Origin of the sequence: Marivita sp. S2033, from assembly GCF_046592965.1 — a bacterium.
Classification (GTDB): domain Bacteria; phylum Pseudomonadota; class Alphaproteobacteria; order Rhodobacterales; family Rhodobacteraceae; genus Marivita.
The window spans coordinates 226,375-247,519 of the sequence record NZ_JBISBV010000003.1 but is presented as its reverse complement, the minus strand read 5'-3'; the positions used below and the strand labels follow the sequence as shown (position 1 = coordinate 247,519).

General features: G+C 61.0%; 21 protein-coding genes. 13 read left to right on the top strand and 8 right to left on the bottom strand.

The window, feature by feature from the left end; translation table 11 throughout:
* Positions 1–8 precede the first annotated feature (8 nt).
* From ACGKZZ_RS07960 to ACGKZZ_RS07945, 4 genes are all read left to right on the top strand, one after another.
* A complete protein-coding gene (locus ACGKZZ_RS07960) occupies positions 9–911 on the top strand; it encodes a cation diffusion facilitator family transporter (RefSeq protein ID WP_411222989.1) in 903 nt (300 codons plus the stop codon).
* A gap of 156 nt (positions 912–1,067) precedes the next feature.
* Positions 1,068–2,513, top strand: coding sequence for a cysteine--tRNA ligase (gene cysS, locus ACGKZZ_RS07955; RefSeq protein ID WP_411222988.1), 1,446 nt, complete (start codon positions 1,068–1,070; stop codon positions 2,511–2,513).
* A gap of 130 nt (positions 2,514–2,643) precedes the next feature.
* Positions 2,644–4,260 (top strand): citramalate synthase, encoded by a 1,617-nt coding sequence (cimA, locus tag ACGKZZ_RS07950; RefSeq protein ID WP_411222986.1) that lies wholly within the window; start codon positions 2,644–2,646, stop codon positions 4,258–4,260.
* Positions 4,257–5,033 (top strand): squalene/phytoene synthase family protein, encoded by a 777-nt coding sequence (locus ACGKZZ_RS07945; RefSeq protein ID WP_411222985.1) that lies wholly within the window; start codon positions 4,257–4,259, stop codon positions 5,031–5,033. Before cimA ends, ACGKZZ_RS07945 begins: the two co-directional genes overlap by 4 nt.
* Before the next feature lie 6 nt (positions 5,034–5,039).
* On the opposite strand, the gene ACGKZZ_RS07940 is transcribed toward ACGKZZ_RS07945, so the two are convergent.
* Complete coding sequence (locus tag ACGKZZ_RS07940) at positions 5,040–5,318, bottom strand: hypothetical protein (RefSeq protein WP_411222984.1); 279 nt, start codon at positions 5,316–5,318, stop codon at positions 5,040–5,042.
* 73 nt (positions 5,319–5,391) lie between these two features.
* Positions 5,392–6,630, bottom strand: coding sequence for an MFS transporter (locus ACGKZZ_RS07935; protein ID WP_411222983.1), 1,239 nt, complete (start codon positions 6,628–6,630; stop codon positions 5,392–5,394).
* Between the two features lie 88 nt (positions 6,631–6,718).
* Here ACGKZZ_RS07935 and ACGKZZ_RS07930 point away from each other — a divergent pair, with 88 nt between their 5' ends.
* Genes ACGKZZ_RS07930 through ACGKZZ_RS07920 form a run of 3 tightly spaced genes read left to right on the top strand, consistent with a single transcriptional unit; the run spans position 6,719 to position 8,717 of the window.
* Positions 6,719–7,441: a precorrin-6A/cobalt-precorrin-6A reductase gene (locus ACGKZZ_RS07930; RefSeq protein ID WP_411222982.1), complete on the top strand. Its 723-nt coding sequence runs from the start codon at positions 6,719–6,721 to the stop codon at positions 7,439–7,441.
* Positions 7,408–8,055, top strand: a complete 648-nt coding sequence (locus tag ACGKZZ_RS07925) for a DNA-3-methyladenine glycosylase family protein (protein ID WP_411222981.1) — start codon at positions 7,408–7,410, stop codon at positions 8,053–8,055. Before ACGKZZ_RS07930 ends, ACGKZZ_RS07925 begins: the two co-directional genes overlap by 34 nt.
* Positions 8,052–8,717 (top strand): alpha/beta hydrolase, encoded by a 666-nt coding sequence (locus ACGKZZ_RS07920; protein WP_411222980.1) that lies wholly within the window; start codon positions 8,052–8,054, stop codon positions 8,715–8,717. Before ACGKZZ_RS07925 ends, ACGKZZ_RS07920 begins: the two co-directional genes overlap by 4 nt.
* Before the next feature lie 10 nt (positions 8,718–8,727).
* Here ACGKZZ_RS07920 and ACGKZZ_RS07915 read toward each other — a convergent pair whose 3' ends face one another.
* Both ACGKZZ_RS07915 and mnmA read right to left on the bottom strand, forming a co-directional pair.
* Complete coding sequence (locus ACGKZZ_RS07915; protein WP_411222978.1) at positions 8,728–10,512, bottom strand: glycosyltransferase; 1,785 nt, start codon at positions 10,510–10,512, stop codon at positions 8,728–8,730.
* 103 nt (positions 10,513–10,615) lie between these two features.
* Entirely contained in the window at positions 10,616–11,758 is a 1,143-nt protein-coding gene (mnmA, locus tag ACGKZZ_RS07910) for a tRNA 2-thiouridine(34) synthase MnmA (protein ID WP_411222977.1), read from the bottom strand.
* Between the two features lie 139 nt (positions 11,759–11,897).
* Between mnmA and ACGKZZ_RS07905 the strand changes: the two genes are divergently transcribed.
* The 5 genes from ACGKZZ_RS07905 (at position 11,898) to ACGKZZ_RS07885 (ending at position 17,609) form a co-directional block, all read left to right on the top strand.
* Positions 11,898–12,170: a DUF1153 domain-containing protein gene (locus tag ACGKZZ_RS07905; RefSeq protein ID WP_411222976.1), complete on the top strand. Its 273-nt coding sequence runs from the start codon at positions 11,898–11,900 to the stop codon at positions 12,168–12,170.
* Between the two features lie 115 nt (positions 12,171–12,285).
* A complete protein-coding gene (ctrA, locus tag ACGKZZ_RS07900) occupies positions 12,286–12,996 on the top strand; it encodes a response regulator transcription factor CtrA (RefSeq protein ID WP_411222975.1) in 711 nt (236 codons plus the stop codon).
* Between the two features lie 178 nt (positions 12,997–13,174).
* The gene (ligA, locus tag ACGKZZ_RS07895) at positions 13,175–15,298 is read left to right on the top strand and encodes an NAD-dependent DNA ligase LigA (protein ID WP_411222974.1); all 2,124 of its coding nucleotides are present in this window, start codon (positions 13,175–13,177) and stop codon (positions 15,296–15,298) included.
* Positions 15,295–17,388, top strand: coding sequence for an ATP-dependent DNA helicase RecG (gene recG / locus ACGKZZ_RS07890; RefSeq protein WP_411222973.1), 2,094 nt, complete (start codon positions 15,295–15,297; stop codon positions 17,386–17,388). The genes ligA and recG overlap by 4 nt, the downstream gene beginning before the upstream one ends.
* 86 nt (positions 17,389–17,474) lie before the next feature.
* A complete protein-coding gene (locus tag ACGKZZ_RS07885; protein ID WP_411222972.1) occupies positions 17,475–17,609 on the top strand; it encodes a hypothetical protein in 135 nt (44 codons plus the stop codon).
* Between the two features lie 184 nt (positions 17,610–17,793).
* Here the strand turns inward: ACGKZZ_RS07885 and ACGKZZ_RS07880 are convergent, their stop codons facing one another.
* Positions 17,794–18,246 (bottom strand): iron-sulfur cluster assembly scaffold protein, encoded by a 453-nt coding sequence (locus tag ACGKZZ_RS07880; protein ID WP_411222970.1) that lies wholly within the window; start codon positions 18,244–18,246, stop codon positions 17,794–17,796.
* Between the two features lie 68 nt (positions 18,247–18,314).
* Here ACGKZZ_RS07880 and hisI point away from each other — a divergent pair, with 68 nt between their 5' ends.
* On the top strand, positions 18,315–18,677 hold the full coding sequence (gene hisI, locus ACGKZZ_RS07875) for a phosphoribosyl-AMP cyclohydrolase (RefSeq protein ID WP_411222969.1): 363 nt from the start codon (positions 18,315–18,317) through the stop codon (positions 18,675–18,677).
* 39 nt (positions 18,678–18,716) lie between these two features.
* On the opposite strand, the gene gluQRS is transcribed toward hisI, so the two are convergent.
* The 3 genes from gluQRS to trmFO are packed head-to-tail and all read right to left on the bottom strand — an operon-like array spanning position 18,717 to position 21,141.
* Positions 18,717–19,562: a tRNA glutamyl-Q(34) synthetase GluQRS gene (gluQRS, locus tag ACGKZZ_RS07870; protein WP_411223155.1), complete on the bottom strand. Its 846-nt coding sequence runs from the start codon at positions 19,560–19,562 to the stop codon at positions 18,717–18,719.
* Positions 19,563–19,576: 14 nt separating this feature from the next.
* Positions 19,577–19,792, bottom strand: a complete 216-nt coding sequence (locus ACGKZZ_RS07865; protein ID WP_411222967.1) for a hypothetical protein — start codon at positions 19,790–19,792, stop codon at positions 19,577–19,579.
* Positions 19,789–21,141, bottom strand: coding sequence for a methylenetetrahydrofolate--tRNA-(uracil(54)-C(5))-methyltransferase (FADH(2)-oxidizing) TrmFO (gene trmFO / locus ACGKZZ_RS07860; protein ID WP_411222965.1), 1,353 nt, complete (start codon positions 21,139–21,141; stop codon positions 19,789–19,791). Before trmFO ends, ACGKZZ_RS07865 begins: the two co-directional genes overlap by 4 nt.
* Between the last annotated feature and the right edge of the window lie 4 nt (positions 21,142–21,145).

Genomic DNA, 21,145 nt, shown 5'->3' with positions numbered 1-21,145 from the left:
AGCGCGTCATGCCACATGATCACCATATCGACCCCAAGGCCGGCGACGGACGATTGATCTGGGCGGTGGCTGTCAATCTGGGGCTGACTGTGGCGCAAATCATCGGCGGGCTGCTTTCAGGATCGCTGGCGCTCATTGCCGACGCATTGCACAACCTGTCGGACGCCGTGGCGCTGATCATCGCCTTTGCCGCCCGCAAGATCGCTCGAAAGGGCGCCACACCCGAGATGACGTTCGGATACGGGCGCGCCGAGGTGATTGCCGCATTGATCAACTACACCACTCTGATCTTGCTTGGCATCTACCTGATCTACGAGGCCGTCCTGCGCTTGTTCAATCCCGAGGTTGTGGATGGCTGGCTGGTCGTCATCATCGCCGGAATCGCGCTGGTTGTGGATCTTGTGACCGCGGCCCTGACCTTCGCGATGTCCAAGGACAGCGTCAATATCCGCGCGGCGTTCCTGCACAATCTGGCCGATGCGCTGGGATCGGTCGCGGTGATCGTGGCGGGTACGTTGATCCTGCTCTTTGACTGGCAGATCATCGACCCGCTGGTGACGTTCGGGATCGCAGGATACATCCTGTGGATGTCGTTCGCCGAAATCGGCGGCGTGATCCGCATCCTGATGCTTGGAACGCCCGGTGGGTTTGATACCCAATCCATCCTTGCGGACATGCGGGCGGTGGAGGGGGTGCAGGACATCCACCATGCCCATCTGTGGCAGATGCAGGAACACGACGCCGCTCTGGAGGCGCATGTGGTGCTGGCCGAGGGCCGCTGGGGAGATGCAGACCAGATCAAGGATGCGCTGAAACAGGCCTTGGCAAAGGCCGGAATTCACCACTCGACCCTGGAGTTGGAATGTGCGCGCCACGCGTGCCACGATGCGCAGGTGATCGGACATTCTTGACGATGTGCGGGCGCGGCGCTAGGATTTCTGCATGATCCGTGTTGCATCTCTCATTTGCTGCATTATCCGCTAATCTTGCTGGCGGGCCGGTCTTCTATTCCCTTGACGACGTGAAGTTGTTACCCCCGCCGCGACCATCGCTGCGAGGACAGGCCCATGACCATCAGGCTGACCAATACCGCCACCCGCCGGAAAGAGGAGTTCACCCCCCTCGATCCTGAAAACGTGCGGATGTATGTCTGCGGACCGACCGTCTATGACCGCGCCCATCTCGGCAACGCGCGCCCGGTGATCGTGTTCGATGTCCTGTTCCGCCTGTTGCGCCACGTTTACGGTGCGGATCACGTCACCTATGTGCGCAACTTCACCGACGTGGACGACAAGATCAACGCCCGCGCCGCTGCATCGGGACGCTCGATCAGCGAGATCACCGACGAGACGATCGGCTGGTATCTGGACGACATGGCCGCCATCGGCGCGCTTGAGCCGACGCACATGCCGCGCGCCACCGCCTATATCGACCAGATGATCGCCTTCATCGAAGACTTGATCACGCGCGGTCATGCCTACGAGGCAGAGGGCCATGTTCTGTTCGCCGTAGACCGTTGGCCCGAAGGCTATGGCAAACTGTCCGGGCGGTCGGTCGATGACATGATCGCGGGCGCACGGGTCGAGGTTGCGCCCTACAAGCGCAACCCGATGGATTTCGTCATGTGGAAGCCGTCGTCAGACGATCTGCCCGGATGGGAGAGCCCGTGGGGCAGGGGCCGACCCGGCTGGCACATCGAATGCTCGGCCATGGCTCAGGATTTGCTGGGCGATACCTTTGACATTCACGGCGGCGGTAACGATCTGATGTTCCCGCACCACGAGAACGAGATCGCGCAGAGCAAATGCGCGGGCCACGGCTTTGCCCGCTACTGGTTGCACAACGAGATGTTGCAGGTCGAGGGGCGCAAGATGTCCAAGAGTTTGGGGAACTTCTTTACGGTGCGGGATCTGCTGGACCAGGGTGTTCCGGGCGAGGTGATCCGCTTCGTGTTCCTCTCGACGCATTACCGCAAGCCGATGGATTGGACGACAGAGAAGGCGGAACAGGCCGAGGCTACGCTACTTAAGTGGAGAGACTTGACGAAAGGCGTTGTTCCCTCCGTTCCAAGCCACGAAGTTGTTGATTTACTGTCCAATGATCTAAATACAGCAGGCGCATTGAGCAAGTTACACGAATTAGCAAATCTTTTACTAGCTTTTGAAAGCGATGCTGACGTCCCCAAGTTCGATGTGAATGGTAAATTCGAAGAATTTATGGCATCTGCGAATTTGCTGGGTCTGTTAGCGCCAAAAATGGGTGATTGGGCCAAGCAGTCATATGATTTTTCGGAGATCTCTGATTATCTCATCAGCTTAAGGAACAATGCCATGGAAAATAGAGACTTTTCCAAGGTAGATGCGTTCAAGAAAATGCTAATTGAGGCGAATGTCGAGGTGCGCATGTCCAAAACTGACATTGATCTTAAACGTGGAAAAGGTTTCGAGAAGTCGAAGTTTGAAAGGCAACTCAAGGCCTATTTTGACGGTCTTTTTCCTTGGGCAAAGTCGTGAATTGTAACGGGAGTAGGCTTGCTTTGCGTTTCGCCCGGCGGCACGCCGGGCAGCCCCCGACCGCCCCCAAGGGCGGGGGCTTCACCCCCACCCGCGGCCGGGGGCTGCCCTTCGTTCTTAAAGGCTCGCAATGACCAAAACCCGCCTCACCCTCTACGACACTACCCTGCGCGACGGACAACAGACGCAAGGCGTGCAGTTCTCGACCCCCGAGAAGCTGCGGATCGCCGAAGCTCTGGATGCGCTGGGGATCGACTATATCGAAGGTGGCTGGCCCGGCGCGAACCCCACCGATTCCGCCTTTTTCGACGAGGTCGGCCAAACCCGCGCAACCATCACCGCCTTTGGCATGACCAAACGCGCAGGCCGTTCGGCGGAGAATGACGACGTGCTGGCAGCGGTGATGAACGCGGGCACCAAATCCGTCTGTCTGGTCGGCAAGACACATGATTTCCATGTCACGGCGGCCCTCGGTATCACGCTGGACGAAAACGTCGAGAACATCCGCGCCTCTGTCGCTCATATCGTGGCGCAAGGGCGCGAGGCGCTGTTTGATGCCGAGCATTTCTTTGATGGCTACAAGGCCAATCCCGACTATGCGCTGACTTGCGTGAAGGCCGCTTACGATGCAGGCGCGCGCTGGATTGTCCTCTGCGACACCAACGGCGGCACCCTGCCGCGCGAAGTGGCGCGGATCACTTCGGACATCATCGCCGCGGGCATCCCGGGCGAGCACCTCGGTATCCATACGCACAACGATACAGAAATGGCTGTCGCGGCGACTCTGGCGGCGGTCGATGCCGGCGCGCGCCAGATTCAGGGCACGCTGAACGGGTTGGGCGAACGCTGTGGCAATGCCAACCTGACCTCGCTGATCCCGACCCTGCTGCTCAAGGAACCCTACGCCAGCGAATACGAGATCGGCGTGTCGCTGGAGGCGTTGGAGGGCATGACCCGCATCAGCCGGATGCTGGATGAAATCCTGAACCGTGTGCCGTTGAAACAAGCCGCTTATGTCGGATCATCCGCGTTTGCCCACAAGGCGGGGCTGCACGCCAGCGCGATCCTCAAGGATCCGACGACATACGAGCATGTCGAACCGGGCACAGTCGGCAATCGCCGCATCATCCCGATGTCCAATCAGGCGGGACAATCGAACCTGCGCCGCCGACTGGCGGAAGCGGGCATCGAGGTGTCGGACAAGGATCCGGCCCTTGCGCGCATTCTCGACCGGATCAAGGCGCGCGAGAACGAGGGCTATTCCTACGACACCGCGCAGGCCAGTTTCGAGCTTCTGGCCCGCGACGAATTGGGGCAATTGCCGGATTTCTTCGAAGTCAAACGTTACCGGGTCACGGTCGAACGGCGCAAGAACAAGTACAACAAGATGATTTCCCATTCCGAAGCGGTTGTCGTGGTCAAGATCGACGGCGAAAAGAAGCTGTCGGTGAGCGAGTCGATGGATGATCTTGGCAATGACCGCGGCCCGGTGAACGCGCTTTCCAAAGCGTTGTCCAAGGATCTGGGACCCTATCAGGAGATGATCGACGACATGCGCCTCGTCGACTTCAAGGTGCGCATCACGCAAGGCGGCACCGAGGCCGTGACGCGGGTGATCATTGACAGCGAAGACGGGCAGGGGCGGCGCTGGTCCACGGTCGGGGTGAGCGCCAACATCATCGACGCGTCCTTCGAGGCGCTGCTCGACGCGGTTCGCTGGAAACTGGTACGGGACGGTGCGCGGTGACGTTCGATGCCGATCTGACAGCCTGCGCGCAACTGGTCGAACGCGGTGATCCGGATCGCTTCGCGGCGACGATGGCCGCACCGGTTGCGGCGCGCAAGGTGCTGTTTCCGATTTACGCCTTCAACATCGAAGTGTCGCGTGCGCCCTGGGTGACCAAGGAACCGATGATTGCTGAAATGCGGCTGCAATGGTGGAGCGATGCGTTGGAAGAGATCGCGTCGGGTGGACTCGTGCGGCGACACGAGGTCGTGACCTCTTTGGCGCATGTGCTTGACGCCGAGGCGGCGCGGCACTTGCAACGGGCCGTCTCGGCCCGCGTGTGGGACGCCTATCGGCATCCGTTCGAGGATAGCGCCGCTTTTTCGCAATATATCGAAGACACGGCTGAATCCCTGTTGATGGCCGCGGCGCAATCCCTATCCGGGCAAACGCCGGACGCGTTGAAACACCTCGGCTATGCCAGCGGGCTTGCCCGGTTTTTGCAGGCCGTCCCGGATCTGGAGCGGCAGGACCGCATACCCTTGGTCGACGGGCGCGCCGATGCCGTGCGCGATCTGGCAAAGGATGGACTTGACCGCTTGCGCAAAGCGCGGGCGTTGCGCAACGCGGTTCCGCCTGCGGCGCGGCCTGTCGCTCTTGCGGCCTGGCAGGCCGGGCCGATATTGAAACAGGTCGCCGCCAATCCGTCACGCGTCGGCGATGGCACGCTCGGCACTTCAGAAGCGGCAAAGAAGGCGCGGCTGATGTGGCAGGCGGCGACCGGTCGCTGGTAAACGTCGCTAGAACGCCAAAGACACGCTACACCCAAGGCCGGTTGCCACGATGTCGGCCGGATCAACAACGTCGTCGACCAGCTCCTTGAGAATACCAACCCCGACCGCCGCCGCGCAGCCCGTGGCTTTGCTATCGGTTTGCGTGGCGACGATTTGCGACACCGCCGCGCCAGCGGCGAAATGCGCCGCCTTGTCGTAATGTTGGCAGGCCGTCAGGATCGGCAACGTAAGCAGGAGAGAGATAGAGAGAGGTCGCGACACCGCAGGCACCATTCCAGTGGACATTGCCTGTTGAAATGCCCTGAAACTCTGAAGAGACATTTACGCCTGCCCAGCAGAATGCCGCAAATTTTACGGATTAAGACGTTTCTTCACGCGGCCTGAGCGTCAACCAGAGCAACGCGCCGCCCGCCAGCACCAGGAACGGGGTCATCGCCATTGCAACCATGTTCCACCCCTCGACCGCCGTTCCGCCCGAACAGTTCAGCAATCCGCCCGAGGCAAGGGACGCCACCGTCACACCACCGAACACCAGCACATCGTTCATACCCTGAACCCGGCCGCGTTCGTGCGGTTCATGCGAAGCGGTGAGCATGGTCGTGGCTCCGATGAAGCCGAAGTTCCAGCCAACGCCAAGCAGGATCAGAGAGATATAGAAGTTTTCAAGTTCAACGCCTTGCAACGCAACCGCGCCGGACGCTGCCAGAATAAGCAAGCCGGTGGCAAGGATCTTTTCCACCCCGAAACGCACGATCAGGTGGCCGGTGAAAAACGACGGCGCAAACATCGCCAGAACGTGCGCCGACACGATGTCGGCAGCGATCCCCGGCGTAAAGCCGCAGCCGACGACGGCGAGCGGCGTGGATGTCATCACGAGGTTCATCAGCGCATAGGTCACCATGCCGCAAATGATTGCCACGGCGATGCGCGGTGTTTTCAAAAGCTCAAGCCGCGTGCGACCCTTCGGGCTGTCCTCGGCAGGCACCGGGGGCTTGGGAATGTCCAGAAACCAGAACATCGTTGAGCCCACGATATTGAGCACGATCACCGCAATGTAGGTGCCAAAGAACGGCACGACATAGGCATCCGCCGTCGCCTTGACCAATTGCGGGCCAATGATCGCCGATGCCAGCCCGCCTGCCATGACATAGGAGATTGCCTTGGGGCGAAAGGCATCGGTGGCCGTGTCGGCAGCGGCAAAGCGGTAAAAGCCCTGCGCGGACATGTACATACCGGTCAGAAAGCTGCCCAGCAGGAAGATCGGAAAGGACGCGACATAAAGCCCGTACGCGCCGATTGCGCCGCCCAACGCGCCACCGATTGCGCCTAACGTAAACCCGGCGCGGCGGCCATATCTTTGCATGAACGTGGCAAGAGGCGACGCAGTGAGCATCGAGCCGAGCACGATCAGCGATATCGGTAACGTGGCGAAACAGATGTTGGAGGCAAGCGATTGCCCCGCCAAACCGCCCACCGTGAACAGCATCGGCATCTGCGCACCCAGAATGGCTTGCGCGCAGACCAGCACGAACACGTTGCGCTTGGCACGCGCGTCCTGGCTGGCGTGATCCGGGGGGGCATGGTCAATATCGCTCATGCGGTCAGCGGTAGGATCTAATACGCCTCACTGCAAGAGTGGCCGCATATCTGTGGCGGTTTGCCTCGCGACTTTGTACAGGTCGGACATGCGGGATCTTGAAACGGGACAGGTTGCGATCATCGGCGGCTCTGCCGAAGCGCGCGCGCTGGCGCAGCGGTTGGGATCGCGCGCCCGCGTCTGGAGGCCGGCGCGCGACCGGGTGACCGGGCAGGTCGCGTCAACGGAGACCGAGTTGCAGAACTGGATACACGGAGCCTCGGCGCTGGTTATCGCACCGCACCCTTGCGATGCCGAAACACTCAGCAAGGGCGCGGTTCTGGCCCGCTCGATAAATTTGCCCAGCGTCACGATCCGCCGTCCCGAATGGCGGGCCGGGCGGCGCGACCTGTGGATTCCCGCCAGAAACGTTGACTCGGCGGCTGCGCGTGTTCCGCATGGGGCGCGGGTGTTGGTGACGCTGGGGCGCGCCGCGTTGACGGAGATGCGCGCGCTCAGACAGGCCCACGTCTTCGTGCGGCAACTGAGCGAGCGTCACACGACGTTCCCCTTGCGTCATGGGCGCTATCTGACTGGCACAGCGCCCTTCACCATTGCATCGGAGATCGCACTGATGCGCAGGTTCCGGATCGACACGGTGCTGACGCGCAATGCAGGAGGGCCGGGCGGATGGCCCAAGGTCGCCGCTGCGCGAGCCTTGGCGCTGCCGGTCGTGATGGTGGCGCGTCCGAGGGTAGATCTCGGGCCGGTGGTCTGCGATGTCGATGAAGCGATAACATGGTTGGAGGCACGGACGTGGTGGGACGCCTGATCGAAACCGAGGCGTGCGTGGCGGAAGGGGCGGCGTGGCTGGCGCGAACCGAACCGCGCTTTGCGGACGCTCTGTCGCACACTGGCAACCTGCCGCTACGGCGGCGGCCGGACGGGTTTGCACAGCTTTTGAGCGCGATTGTCAGCCAGCAGGTCAGCGTCGCGTCGGCGCGTGCGATCTGGGCGCGGCTGGAAAAGGCGGCTGCCGTGACGCCGGATGCTGTGTTGGCCTTGGATCAAGACGGGTTGAAGGCGTTGGGTCTGAGCCGTCAGAAGGCCCGCTATGCCTGCGCTTTGGCAGAGGCCGGCATCGACTATGACGCCTTGCGCGCTGCGCCGGATGACGCGGTGGTCACGACATTGACGGCGGTGACCGGCATCGGCGTCTGGACGGCCGAAATCTACGCGATGTTTTCGCTCGGCCGGGCAGACGTGTTCGCGCCCGGCGATCTGGCGTTGCAGGAAAGCGCGCGCTTGTTGTTCGATCTGCCCGAACGCCCAAAGGAGAAAGCGCTGCGCCAGATGGCTGAGGCGTGGAGTCCGTGGAGATCGGTTGCGGCCCGCGCGCTCTGGGCCTACTACCACGTTGCAAAAGATCGAGAGGGGATCGCATGACACGGGTTTTGAGCGCCGGACGCAAGGACGCATTGTCGGGAGAGACCCGCTCGGCGGTGGTGTTCCTGCATGGCTATGGCGCCAATGGCGCGGATCTTCTGGGGCTGGCTGACCCGCTGGCCGAGCATCTGCCCGACACGCTGTTTGTGGCTCCCGATGCGCCCGAAGCCTGCGCCGGTGCGCCGTTCGGCTTCCAGTGGTTTCCGATCCCGTGGATCGACAATTCCTCGGAAGAGGAAGCGATGGCCGGAATGGCGCGCGCGGTCGATGATCTGAACGCGTTTCTGGATGCGCTCATGGTGGACGAGGATCTGTTGCCGGAACAGGTCGTGTTGTTCGGCTTTAGCCAGGGCACGATGATGGCGCTGCACGTCGCCCCGCGCCGCGAAGACCCGGTGGCGGGCATCGTCGCCTTTTCGGGGCGCTTGCTGGCGCCTGAACTTCTGGCCGACGAAGTGGTGAGCCGGATGCCGATCCTGCTGGTGCATGGCGATCAGGACGATGTGGTCCCGCCACAATCGCTGCCAGAGGCGGCGGATGCGCTGCAAAATGCGGGATGGCAGGATGTGTTTGCCCATATCATGAAGGGCACCGGACACGGCATCGCACCCGATGGCCTGTCGGTCGCGTTGGCGTTCATGCGCGACAAATGCAGCCTGTAAGCGCGACCCCTTAGACCCCCGCTTCGGTAAACTCCAGAAACTCGGGATGGCGGGTGACGAACTGGGTGTGGTTGACAGGAAATCGTTGTGCGAACCGGTCAAGATGCTCTCTGCATTCCTCGACGCGCCCCAACCGTCGGCTGAGCCAGATACAGCGCAGCAACGGGCGCTGCATCTGCGGGAGCAACGTCGCTTTTTGCTGGAACCCGCGATACATGCCGTCAAGATCGCGGCGTTGTGCGCTTAGGTCGATATAAAGATCCAGAAGGCGCGGCTTGTGCGCTTGGGGCGCAGTCTCAAGCGCGGCCGCAACTTCGGCGCGCAAATCGGGTGCGGCGATGTCAAAGGCAAAACCCTGCCCCGTCAGATCGTCGATCAGGTGGTGATAATTCCGGCTGTAGACGTCAAACGAATAGCGCTGCGCAGTCTCGGCGCATCCTGCCGCATAACGGTCGCGCTGCGCGTGTACCTTCAGAATGGCCTGCGCGATGGCGTCGATATCGCCCGGACGCACCAATTCGCCGTTGTGACCGGGCTGCACCAATTCGCGTGGGCCGTAATCCACATCGTAACTGATCACCGGACACCCGTGCGCCAGAGATTCAAGCAAGGCCAAGCCGAACCCCTCGGTCATCGTAGGAGCAAGCGACAAGAGCGATGCGTTGAAGACCGCCGCCGCGTTCGATGTGTGACCCATCAGAAAAACGCGGTCCGCGCAGTTCAGATGTGCAACCAGTTGTTCCAGGCGTGCCTGGCCAAGCCCCGAGCCGTAGATCAGATAATCGCATCCAGGTATCAGGTGCATGATCCGGGCGAAGGCTTCAATGCAGTGGTGGATCGGTTTGCCCTGCAATTCCAGCCGCGACACGGTGCAGATATGGGCACGCGGGCCGTCGCTCGGCGCGGCGGAATCCGCGTAGTGCGGAATGACACGGATCGGTGCGGTGTGGCGTGTGTCAGCCTCAAGGCGGGCCTTGTGCACATGGGTCGCGGTGATGATGGCATCGCCGTCAAACGTTTCGATCAGGGATCGCGAACGCGGCACGACGCTGCCATCCGGCGCGCGGTGATCGGCGTGGAGAAACAGCACCTTCTGAGCCGGGATATGACGCGAGAGATAAGCACTGGTGATCCCGTCGACGAACACGATGCAGTTATCGGGAAACAGATTTGCCACCAGCGCTTTCTGATGGTTTTTCTCATCGCGGTAGCGCTGGCCTGTCAGCGCGCAGTCGGCGTAGAGAAACGCCTTGTGCTCTTGCCGGGTGGTGCAGACCGGCCGCCCTTGCGCGTAGAGCGTTTTTTCCACGATCCCGTCACCGAACCGGGCGAGTGCCTCAACCAGAACGGAGTCGAGATACTTCAGCCGCACATCGCGGTCCGGATCGGTCAGGATGTGCCGGATCGTCAGATCTCCCGCCGATGTCGAATCCACCGTGTCTCGCATGACCAGCGCGCCTTGCGAATAATACGACACGCGCGTCTTGGCCCTGTGAGTCGTCTTGCGGTCGTCCCAATCCGGAAGCGCCGGTGGATCGGCGGTACCAGACGGGGCGCAAAATTCGTGCAAGGACAGATGCGTGACCCGCGGATCGAACACGCCCCGCGCTGCAAGGTCGGAAAAGGCGATTTTCTGCTTCACGCCGTGATGCAGGTTCAAAAGGATGACCTGTGTGTTCTCGCGCTCGCTCAGCAGGTTCATGCGGCGGAAAATGGCGTTCATTTTTCCGCCGCCAACGCTCGCACCCAGGCGGGGCACGATGCAGACGATCCGTGTCGGGATACGGTCTTGCATGGCAGCGCGGAATCCTTGGCCGGTCACATTTGCATCAATGTGGACCGTGGCGCAGTGAGACTCAATCGGCGACGCGATATCGGCGGTTCACCACCGATGGCGTCTACTGTCCGCGCCAGATCCAGCCACCGCCAAGGATGCGGCTGCCTTCCGTTTGATAAAACACACAGGCCTGGCCGGGTGACACGCCTTCCTCCGGTGTCAGCAGCTCGACCTCGGCTTCGGTGGCCGAAATGGGGCGGATGATCGCGTCGCGCGGCGGACGGGTGGAGCGAACCTTGACCGAGACGTGCCATTCGGGCTGCGAGGTGAACGCTTCGTCACCCAGCCAATTGATCTCGCGCACCGGAATGACGCGGGTCGACAGCATGTCTTTCGGACCGACGATCACCTGCTTTGCGTCCACATCGAGCTTGACGACATAAAGCGGATCGCTCAGCCCGCCGATCCCGAGACCGCGCCGTTGACCGATCGTGTAGTGAATGACGCCATTGTGCTGCCCCAGAACGCGCCCGTCGGCGTGCACGATCTCGCCCGGCTCGGCAGCACCGGGTCGCAGTTTCTCGATCACGGCCGCGTAGTTGCCGTTCGGCACAAAGCAGATGTCCTGGCTGTCCGGCTTGTCCGCCACTTGCAGCCCATAGCGCGCTGCCAAAGCGCGGGTTGCATCCTTGGACGGCAGATGGCCAAGCGGAAAGCGCAGATAGTCGAGCTGCTCGGGGGTGGTCGAGAACAGGAAGTAGCTCTGATCGCGGTTGGCATCCTCTGCGCTGTGCAGCTCGGGGCCATGCGCACCCATCTTGCGCTGGATGTAATGACCGGTCGCCATGCAATCGGCCTCGAGATCGCGCGCCGTTTCCAGCAGATCCTTGAACTTCACCCGCTCGTTGCAGCGGATGCAGGGCACCGGAGTCGCGCCGCCCAGATAGCTGTCGGCGAACTCGTCGATCACCGCATCCTTAAAAATGTTCTCATAATCGAGAACGTAATGCGGAAAGCCCATATCTTCGGCCACACGGCGCGCATCGTGGATATCGAGCCCGGCGCAGCACGCACCTTTCTTGGCCAGCGCCGCGCCGTGATCGTAAAGCTGGAGCGTCACGCCAACAACATCATAGCCTTCTTCTGCAAGCTGCGCGGCCACAACGGAACTGTCCACGCCACCCGACATCGCCACGACGACGCGGGTGTCCGACGGTGCCTTGGCAAAGCCAAGCGAATTGAGCGTTGGCGCATCAAGGGCCATGTGAGTCTCCGCAATTCGGGTGATTGCGCGAAATATAGGTAAATCCAACATACTCTCAACCCTTCGCTTCACGTCGCATTAAGGCGCAGCCCGCAAATGTCGCAGGCACCGCATGATTGGTTTGGCGAAAGGGCTTGGGATGTACCTGAAAAAGACAAGTGGGCCGCGAACGGTGACGTTGGCGAACGGCAAGATTCTGACACGTGCGGATCTGCCGCCGCCCAACACCTATCGCTGGGTGGCATCGCGCAAGGCCGTGATTGTCGATGCAGTCGTGCACGAATTGATCTCAAAGACCGAAGCGCTCGATCGCTATGATCTGAGCGAAGAAGAGCTCGATGGCTGGATTGACGCTGCCGGACGACACGGGCGTGACGGCCTGAAAGCGACATGTGTGCAACGGTATCGGTAAACCCGATATCGAATACAACCCAAGATTGTGCAACCAGAGGGAGTCATGCTAACGTCACGTTAACCTTTATTCGTCAGTGTCGGTTTTGCCGGACGCCGACTAGCGGAGAAACCTGATGCGTGTGCTTTTGGTCGAAGACGACCCAACAACTTCTAAGAGTATCGAACTGATGTTGGGTAACGCCAACCTCAACGTCTATTCCACCGATCTGGGGGAGGAAGGCATCGACCTGGCCAAGCTTTATGATTACGATTTGATCCTTCTTGATCTGAACCTTCCTGACATGAACGGGCTTGATGTGCTGCGGCAATTGCGCCTGGCGCGGATCGAAACGCCGATCCTGATCCTGTCGGGCAATGATGCCAGCGAAGACAAGATCAAGGGCTTCGGGTTTGGCGCCGATGACTATCTCACCAAACCGTTCCACCGCGAGGAACTGATCGCGAGGATTCATGCGATCATCCGGCGCTCCAAAGGACATTCCCAATCGGTGATCCGAACCGGAAAGGTCGAGGTGAACCTCGATGCCAAGACCGTTCAGGTTGAGGGGACGACGGTGCATCTGACCGGCAAGGAATATCAGATGCTTGAACTTCTGAGCCTGCGCAAGGGCACCACGTTGACCAAGGAGATGTTCCTGAACCATCTTTACGGCGGCATGGACGAGCCTGAGTTGAAGATCATCGACGTGTTCATTTGCAAGCTGCGCAAGAAACTGGCCGAGGCGACGGGCAACGGAAGTCATATCGAAACCGTTTGGGGCCGGGGCTATGTGTTGCGCGACCCCGACATCTCGGATGTCGAAGCCTTCGCCGTCAGCGCCTGAGCCGCCATTGTTGTCACACACCGGCTCTGGAGACGCGATGCGGAATTCGCCCGCCAGCACAGCGGGCGAATCCAGTCCCTGATCACGGAATTTCATGCCGGTCGGACACGTTTCGAATCTGGACCAACCGCAACCTCGCGCCTATCACTCAAGTTCAAGGATTGGCGAAGGGACGCACATGGCGCAGCAGGAGATGGCAGTTGAAGCCTTGTCGGAAGACGATGCGCGCAAGGAACTGGAGCGACTGGCGCTGATTCTGGATGCCGCCAATACCGCCTATCATCGAGACGATGCGCCTGACCTGACGGATGCCGAATACGACCGCCTGAAACGACGCAATGCCGAAATCGAATCGCGCTTCCCTGGCCTCAAACGGGACGACAGCCCAAGCGAGCGCGTCGGTGCGACGCCAGCGGAAGGGTTCGCAAAGGTTCGCCACGAAATAAGAATGATGTCGCTGAACAATGCGTTCGATGACCAAGACATCCTCAGTTTCGATCAAAGCGTCCGGCGCTATCTGGGGCTCTCGGACGACGATCCGCTGGCCTATACGGCCGAACCCAAGATCGACGGATTGTCGCTGTCGCTGCGCTACGAAAACGGAACGCTCGTTCAGGCCGCAACGCGGGGCGACGGCGCGGTGGGTGAAAATGTCACCGCCAATGCGCGCACGATCACGGATCTGCCGATCGAGCTCAAGAATGCGCCAGACGTGATCGAGGTGCGCGGCGAGGTTTACATGAACCACGCCGATTTCGCGGATCTGAACGCCAGACAAGGCGCGCGCGGTGGCAAACCCTTCGCAAATCCGCGCAACGCCGCCGCCGGATCGCTGCGCCAACTGGACCCCAACATCACAAAGGACCGCCCGCTCAAGTTCTTCGCCTATTCCTGGGGCGCGCTCAGCGCTCCCTTGGCCGAAACCCAGAGCGGCGCGATTGACCGTTTGACGGCGCTTGGACTCCAGACCAATCCACTGACGCAACGGTGCGACACGCCGGAAGACATGCTGTTCCATTATCGCAAGATCGAAGAACAGCGCGCGACGCTCGGCTATGATATCGACGGGGTGGTCTACAAGGTTGACGATCTCGCCTATCAGGCCCGCCTCGGGTTCCGCTCGACCACGCCCCGCTGGGCGATTGCGCACAAGTTTCCTGCCGAACTGGCGTGGACCTGGCTTGAGGCGATCGACATTCAGGTCGGTCGCACCGGCGCCCTCAGCCCTGTGGCGCGACTGACTCCGGTGACGGTGGGCGGTGTCGTCGTGTCGAATGCAACCCTGCACAACGAGGATTATATCGCGGGTCGGGACGCCAACGGCGCACCGATCCGAGACGGCAAGGACATTCGCGTCGGCGACTGGGTGCAGGTCTACCGTGCTGGAGATGTGATCCCGAAAATCGCCGATGTCGATCTGTCCAAACGCCCCGCATCGGCCACGCCTTACGCGTTTCCGCATGAATGCCCGGAATGCGGGTCCGAGGCCATACGCGAAGCCGGAGACGCGGTGCGCCGATGCAGCGGCGGTCTGATCTGTCCGGCGCAGGCGGTGGAAAAGCTCAAGCATTTCGTCTCGCGCGCGGCATTCGACATCGAAGGGCTGGGTGCAAAGCAGGTGGAACAGTTTTACAGCGATGGCTGGATCACCGAACCCGCCGACATCTTCACGTTGAAAGACCGCTACGGCAGCGGCGTGAAGCAGCTCAGGAACCGCGAAGGATGGGGCGAGAAATCGGCGCAAAACCTGTTTGATGCGATCGACGAAAAGCGGGGTATCCCACTCGAGCGACTGATCTTTTCACTGGGCATTCGCCATGTCGGAGAGGTTGTCGCCAAGCTTCTGGCCCGCTCCTATGGCACGTGGGACGCCTTTGTGACGGCAGTGGATGCCGCCCACGATCCTGAAAGTGACGCATGGGACAGCTTGATCGGGATCGACGGTATTGGGTCGGTGGTGGCCACGTCGCTGGTATCAAGCTTTGCGCAAGAGGCGGAACGGGCATCGATTGATCGGCTGGTTTCGCATCTGGACGTGCAAGACGCCGAACGCCCGCAAACCGATGGCAGCCCGGTGGCGGGCAAAACCGTCGTGTTCACAGGCTCGCTTGAGCGCATGACCCGCGCCGAGGCCAAGGCGCGTGCCGAGCGGTTGGGTGCGAAAGTTTCGGGATCGGTGTCTTCGAGAACCGATCTTCTGGTCGCCGGGCCCGGTGCCGGGTCCAAGGAAACCAAGGCCCGCGATCTGGGGATCGAGATCATCGATGAGGACGGCTGGTTCGATCTGATCGAGGGCGCATGAGCAGCGGCCGACCGGAAATCCTGTTCCCGCTGTTCGCGGCGCTCGATGGCTTGCACGGGGTTGGTCCGAAAACTGCGCTCACCCTCAATCACATGGCAATCGAGGCACCGCGCGATCTGCTGTACACCTTGCCGCAATCTGTCATCGATCGCCGTCCGCGCGACTCGGTTCAGGGCGCCGACTTGCCCGCAACCCTGACAGTCGAGGTCGAGATCGGACAGCACCGCCCCGCGCGCAGCAAGACGGGGGCATATCGGGTCACGGTCGAGGATGCGAAAACCGCGTTCCAGATCGTGTTCTTCCACGCGCGGGGTGATTATGTCGCCCGGCTGCTTCCGTTCGGGAGCCGCCGGGTCGTGTCCGGTCGGGTCGAGTTTTTCGATGGCATGGCGCAGATGGTTCATCCCGACCATGTCCTGCTTCCCGAAGACGCCGACACATTGCCCGCGTTCGAGCCGGTCTATCCGCTGACCGCCGGTTTGACGCAAAAGGCGATCACCAAGGCTGTACAGGACGCGCTGTCGCGTGCGCCCGAACTGGCCGAGTGGGCCGATCCGGCGTTGGTTACGCGGGAAAACTGGCCGACTTGGCATGACGCGATGATGCACGCGCACGCACCGAAAGGAACGGGTGAAATGTCGCTCGACAGTCCGGCCCGGCGGCGATTGGCCTATGACGAACTGTTCGCGCATCAACTGACACTGGCGATGGCGCGCACGAAAAAGCGTGCAAAGCGGGGCTTTGCCACATCGGGCGATGGTCGCTTGCGGCGCAAGGTTCTGGCGGCGCTGCCCTATAAACCCACCAACGCCCAAATGCGGACCATCGACGAAATAACAGACGATCTTGCCGCGCCGCTGCGCATGAACCGACTGCTTCAGGGCGATGTGGGATCGGGAAAGACGCTTGTCGCTTTCATGGCGCTGCTCTGCGTGGTCGAGGCTGGAGGGCAGGGCGTGATGATGGCTCCGACCGAAATTCTGGCGCGCCAGCATCTTGAGGGATTGCAGCCTCTGGCCGAGGACGCGGGCGTCGTTCTGGAACTCCTCACCGGGCGAGACAAGGGGAGCGAGCGCAGGGCCAAGCTGGACGCGTTGGCGCGCGGAGACATTCACATTCTCGTCGGCACGCATGCGGTGTTTCAGAAAGACGTCGCCTTTCACGACCTGCGTCTGGCAATCATCGACGAGCAACACCGCTTTGGCGTGCGTCAGCGGCTGGAACTGGGGCGTAAAGGCCAGGCGGTTGATGTGCTGGTCATGACGGCAACGCCGATTCCACGCTCTCTTGCCCTGGCGCAATATGGCGACATGGATGTGTCGGTGCTTGACGAGAAACCCCCCGGACGCACGCCTGTCAAAACCGCGCTTCTGTCGAACGAACAGATGGATAGCGTGATCGACCGGTTGCGCCAGGCGGTCGCCGAGGGGCGGCAGGCCTATTGGGTCTGCCCCTTGGTCGAGGAAAGCGAAGTGCTCGATCTCACGGCGGCAGAAGACCGGTTCAAGCGGCTGCGCGCGGCGTTGGGAGAGGGGGTGGTCGGGCTGGTGCACGGACAGATGCCCCATGCCGAAAAAGACGCGGCGATGGCGCGGTTCGTGGCTGGCGACACCGGCGTTCTGGTCGCCACAACGGTGATCGAGGTGGGGGTGAACGTGCCGAACGCGTCGATCATGGTGATCGAGCGCGCCGAGACGTTCGGATTGGCGCAGTTGCACCAGTTGCGAGGACGCGTCGGGCGGGGATCGGAGGCGTCGACCTGTCTGTTGCTCTACCAACCGCCGCTGAACGAAAGCGGATTGAAACGTCTGACCACGTTGCGCGAAACCGATGACGGATTTCGCATCTCCGAAGTTGACCTTGAAATGCGCGGCGCGGGCGATGTGCTGGGCACGGCGCAATCCGGTTTGCCACGGTTTCGCATCGCCGATCTGGAGCGACAGGCCGGGCTTATGCAGATCGCGCAGGACGATGCGCGCAAGTTGCTGAACGACGATCCGACATTGAAATCCGCTCGCGGAGACGCCGCGCGCGTGCTGCTTTACCTCATGCGGCAGGAACAGGCGATTCAGCTGATATCCGTCGGTTAACCAGTTTTGTTCTCAAATGTTCTCATAAAGTTCTTTACAGAACGTTAAGGATGTGAGAACAAAGTGGCAACAAGGAGGACGACACGATGATGCAGCGGATCAAAACCTCGCTTTCAACAGCCAAGGAACGCACCGATACGGCGCTTCTTCAAGACGCGCTTGGTGCCATGTCATTGGTCGTGTTGCTGGTCGCGGCGCTTCATCTGCCGGTGCTTGTCTGACTTTGTTACCTTTTCTGCCTGCGTGTTTTTTGCCCGAACGCTCTGCATCCTGTCCCAACTGATGCAACTGTCCCAACGAAGGTGCCTGCCTTCCGAGCGTTGACGGCCCTGAAACGAACACGTCACTTTGCCGCCGCCTTCAGGTTCTGAAGTGCGGCGGTTTTTTTTGATAATAGTGTCGAATTCAGGCGGTCTGCGTCTGTGCGAGATGGGTGACCGCTTCGGACGCCGCGTCGAGCGTCAGCAGGATTGACGCGTGGCGGTTCTTGTAGGCGACGGCCGGGCGCAAGACTTCCAACCCGTCAAACGGCGCCGCAGGAACCGGGCCGTCATCCTTGAGCATCGCGCGTAGTTCATCGCGTGCTTGCATGATCTGGTCCGGCGTGCAGCCGACAATCGCGCCACCCACGACCGAAGCCGACGCCTGACCTAAAGCGCAGGCTTTGACGTCTTGTCCGAACGCACTGACCTTGCCATCCTTCATCGCGACATCGACCGTCACCGTCGAGCCACAGAGCGGCGAGCGCTTTTTCACGCTGTAGCCCGGCGCGTCAAGTCGCTGGTGAAGCGGGATATCCGCCGCCAATTCAAGAATCCGCGCCGAGTAAAGTTTGATCAGGTCGGTGTCGCCGGGCATGGCTTTCCCTTTCGCAGTGCACCTCATAAATAGGGATCCGGACGGCGGATGCAAAAAGGTTTTTCCATATGACATTTGATGTCACGAGTTTGCTCTATGATGATCGCGGCTTGATTCCGGCAATTGCGCAGGACGAGAGTTCCGGCGACGTTCTGATGATGGCGTGGATGAACGCGCAATCCATTGTCAAAACACTGGAAACAGGGCGCGTGACCTACTGGTCGCGGTCACGGCAGGCGTTTTGGGTGAAAGGCGAAAGTTCGGGACACACGCAGGAATTGGTGTCGTTTCGCATAGATTGTGATCGCGATTGTCTGCTGGTGATCGTGCGACAAATCGGCCCTGCCTGTCACACCAACCGACAGTCCTGCTTTTACACCGAAGTCCGGGACGGCGCGGAAGTTGAGATCATGGCACCGCTGGCGGGGTAGGATTTGAGTATTTCCGAAGAGAAGAAAATGTGAGCCGCGTTACAGGCCGACCAATTGTCTGATGTCCCGAGGCGTCGCGCCTTCGGCGCGATAGGCTGCGATGGCGCGGGCATCGTCGCGTTTGGCGAGACGCTTGCCAGCCTCGTCACGGATCAGTTTATGATGGTGATAGATCGGCGTCGGAAGGCCCAGGAGGGTTTGAAGCAGCACGTGAATCGGCGTCGCCGTGGCGAGGTCTTCGCCGCGGATCACATGGGTGATACCTTGCGCGGCGTCATCGACCACGACGCTGAGGTGATAGGCGGCGGTGCTGGTGTCGCGGCGGGCAAGGACGATATCTCCGATCCCGTCCTCGAAATGCGCGCGCGTTAACTCGATTGCGGGGTGAACGCCGGTCTCTGTGTATTGCGGCAGCTCCGGGATCAAATCGAGCGCTTTTCCCATGTCGAGGCGCACGGCGTCGTTATCGGTGCGCGCGCTCCACGGGCGATGTCGGCAGGTTCCCGGATAGATCAGCCCGTCCGGCCCAAGTAAAGGCGCGCCTTCTTGCGGGGCGGAGGCCGCACGCCGGATGTCGGCGCGCGTGCAAGAGCAAGGATAGAGCAGATCCTTCGCGGCCAGCGTGTCGATAGCAGCGTCGTAGGCGGCGGTGTTTTGCGATTGGCGCAGCACCGGCGTTTCCCATGTCAGGCCCAGCCAAGCCAGATCGTCATAGATTTGCGTTTCGAACACTTCGTGACTGCGGGCGGTGTCGGTGTCTTCGATCCGCAGGAGAAATCGGCCATCCGCCGCGCGCGCCATGTCAAATGCCAACAGTGCAGAATAGGCGTGACCAAGGTGAAGCTGTCCCGTCGGGCTTGGGGCAAAGCGGGTGACGAAGGCCAAATCAGGCACCCTCGTCAGTCGTCATCGGCACGGCCGTATTTGCGCATCCGGCGGTCTTCGTTGGATTGATAGATCAGAATCCAAGCCAATAGGACGAACATGGGATGGGTCAATCCGCCAGTGAACAAAATCGCCGGAATCCAGATCAGGAAGACGAATATCGCCGTGAAAGGACGGCCCGTCAGCAAGATCGACAAAGGCGGCAGGATGAGGGCGAGAACGTAGTTCATGCGGGTTCAACTTGCGCAGCGAGCCAAGCGTTCCATGCGTCTTTGGCACGATCGGTGTAGGCCTTGTAGCGATCCCGGCGCCCGCGACGCCCGCCTTTGAGGCCATCAACGGGGCGAAACAGCCCGAAATTGACGTTCATCGGCTGAAACGTTTTCGCGTCAGCGCCGCCGGTGATGTGATGGATCAACGCCCCATGCGCGCTGTCTTGTGGCACTGTCGGGATCGGTTGACCGGTCAACTCTGCTGCCGCCATGCGGCCCGCCAGAAGACCCATCGCTGCGGATTCGACATAGCCTTCGACCCCGGTGACCTGTCCCGCAAAACGGATATTAGGGCGCGAGCGCAGGCGCATCTGATCGTCAAGCAAGGTGGGTGAATTGAGGAACGTGTTGCGGTGGATGCCGCCGAGGCGCGCGAAACTGGCATTTTCCAAACCGGGGATCATCCTGAAAACAGAGGTTTGCGCGCCGTACTTCATCTTGGTTTGAAAGCCGACGATGTTGTAGAGCGTGCCCAAAGCGTTGTCGCGGCGCAGTTGCACCACCGCCCACGGTTTAACGTCGGGCGCGTGCGGATTGGTCAGGCCCACCGGCTTCATCGGTCCGTGGCGCAATGTCTCCCGGCCGCGTTCGGACATGACTTCGATGGGCAGGCAGCCGTCGAAATATCTCGCCGTTTCACCGTCGTGGAATTCGGTTTTTTCGGCCGCCAGCAACGCGTCGATGAAGGCGTCATATTGCGCCTTGTCCATCGGGCAGTTGATATAGGCGCGGCGCTCTTCCTCGGTCTCGCCCTTGTCATAACGCGATTGCAGCCACGCTTTGCTCATGTCGATGGACTCGGCATAGACGATAGGCGCGATGGCGTCGAAGAAAGCCAGCCGGTCGGTGCCGGTTTCGCGCTGAATCGCTTGCCCCAAGGCGGCGCTGGTGAGCGGGCCGGTGGCGATGATCCAGTGGCCGCTCTCGGGCAGGTCGGTGATTTCCTCGTGGCTGACGCGAATGTTGGGATGGGCGTGCAAACGCCGCGTGATCTCGACCGAGAACGCATCGCGATCCACCGCCAAGGCACCGCCCGCGGGTAGGCGATGGCGATGGGCGGTGTCGATCACCAGACCGTTGGCGCTGCGCATTTCCCAGTGCAGCAACCCGACGGCGTTCTGCTCGTCATCGTCAGAGCGGAACGAGTTGGAACACACCATCTCGCCCAGATCGCCGGTCTTGTGCGCAAAGGTTTCCACCTTGGGCCGCATCTCGTGGATCACCACGCGGATGCCCTGATTGGCCGCCTGCCAGGCTGCTTCGGATCCGGCCATTCCGCCGCCGACGATATGAAGTTCTTGTGTCATGCGC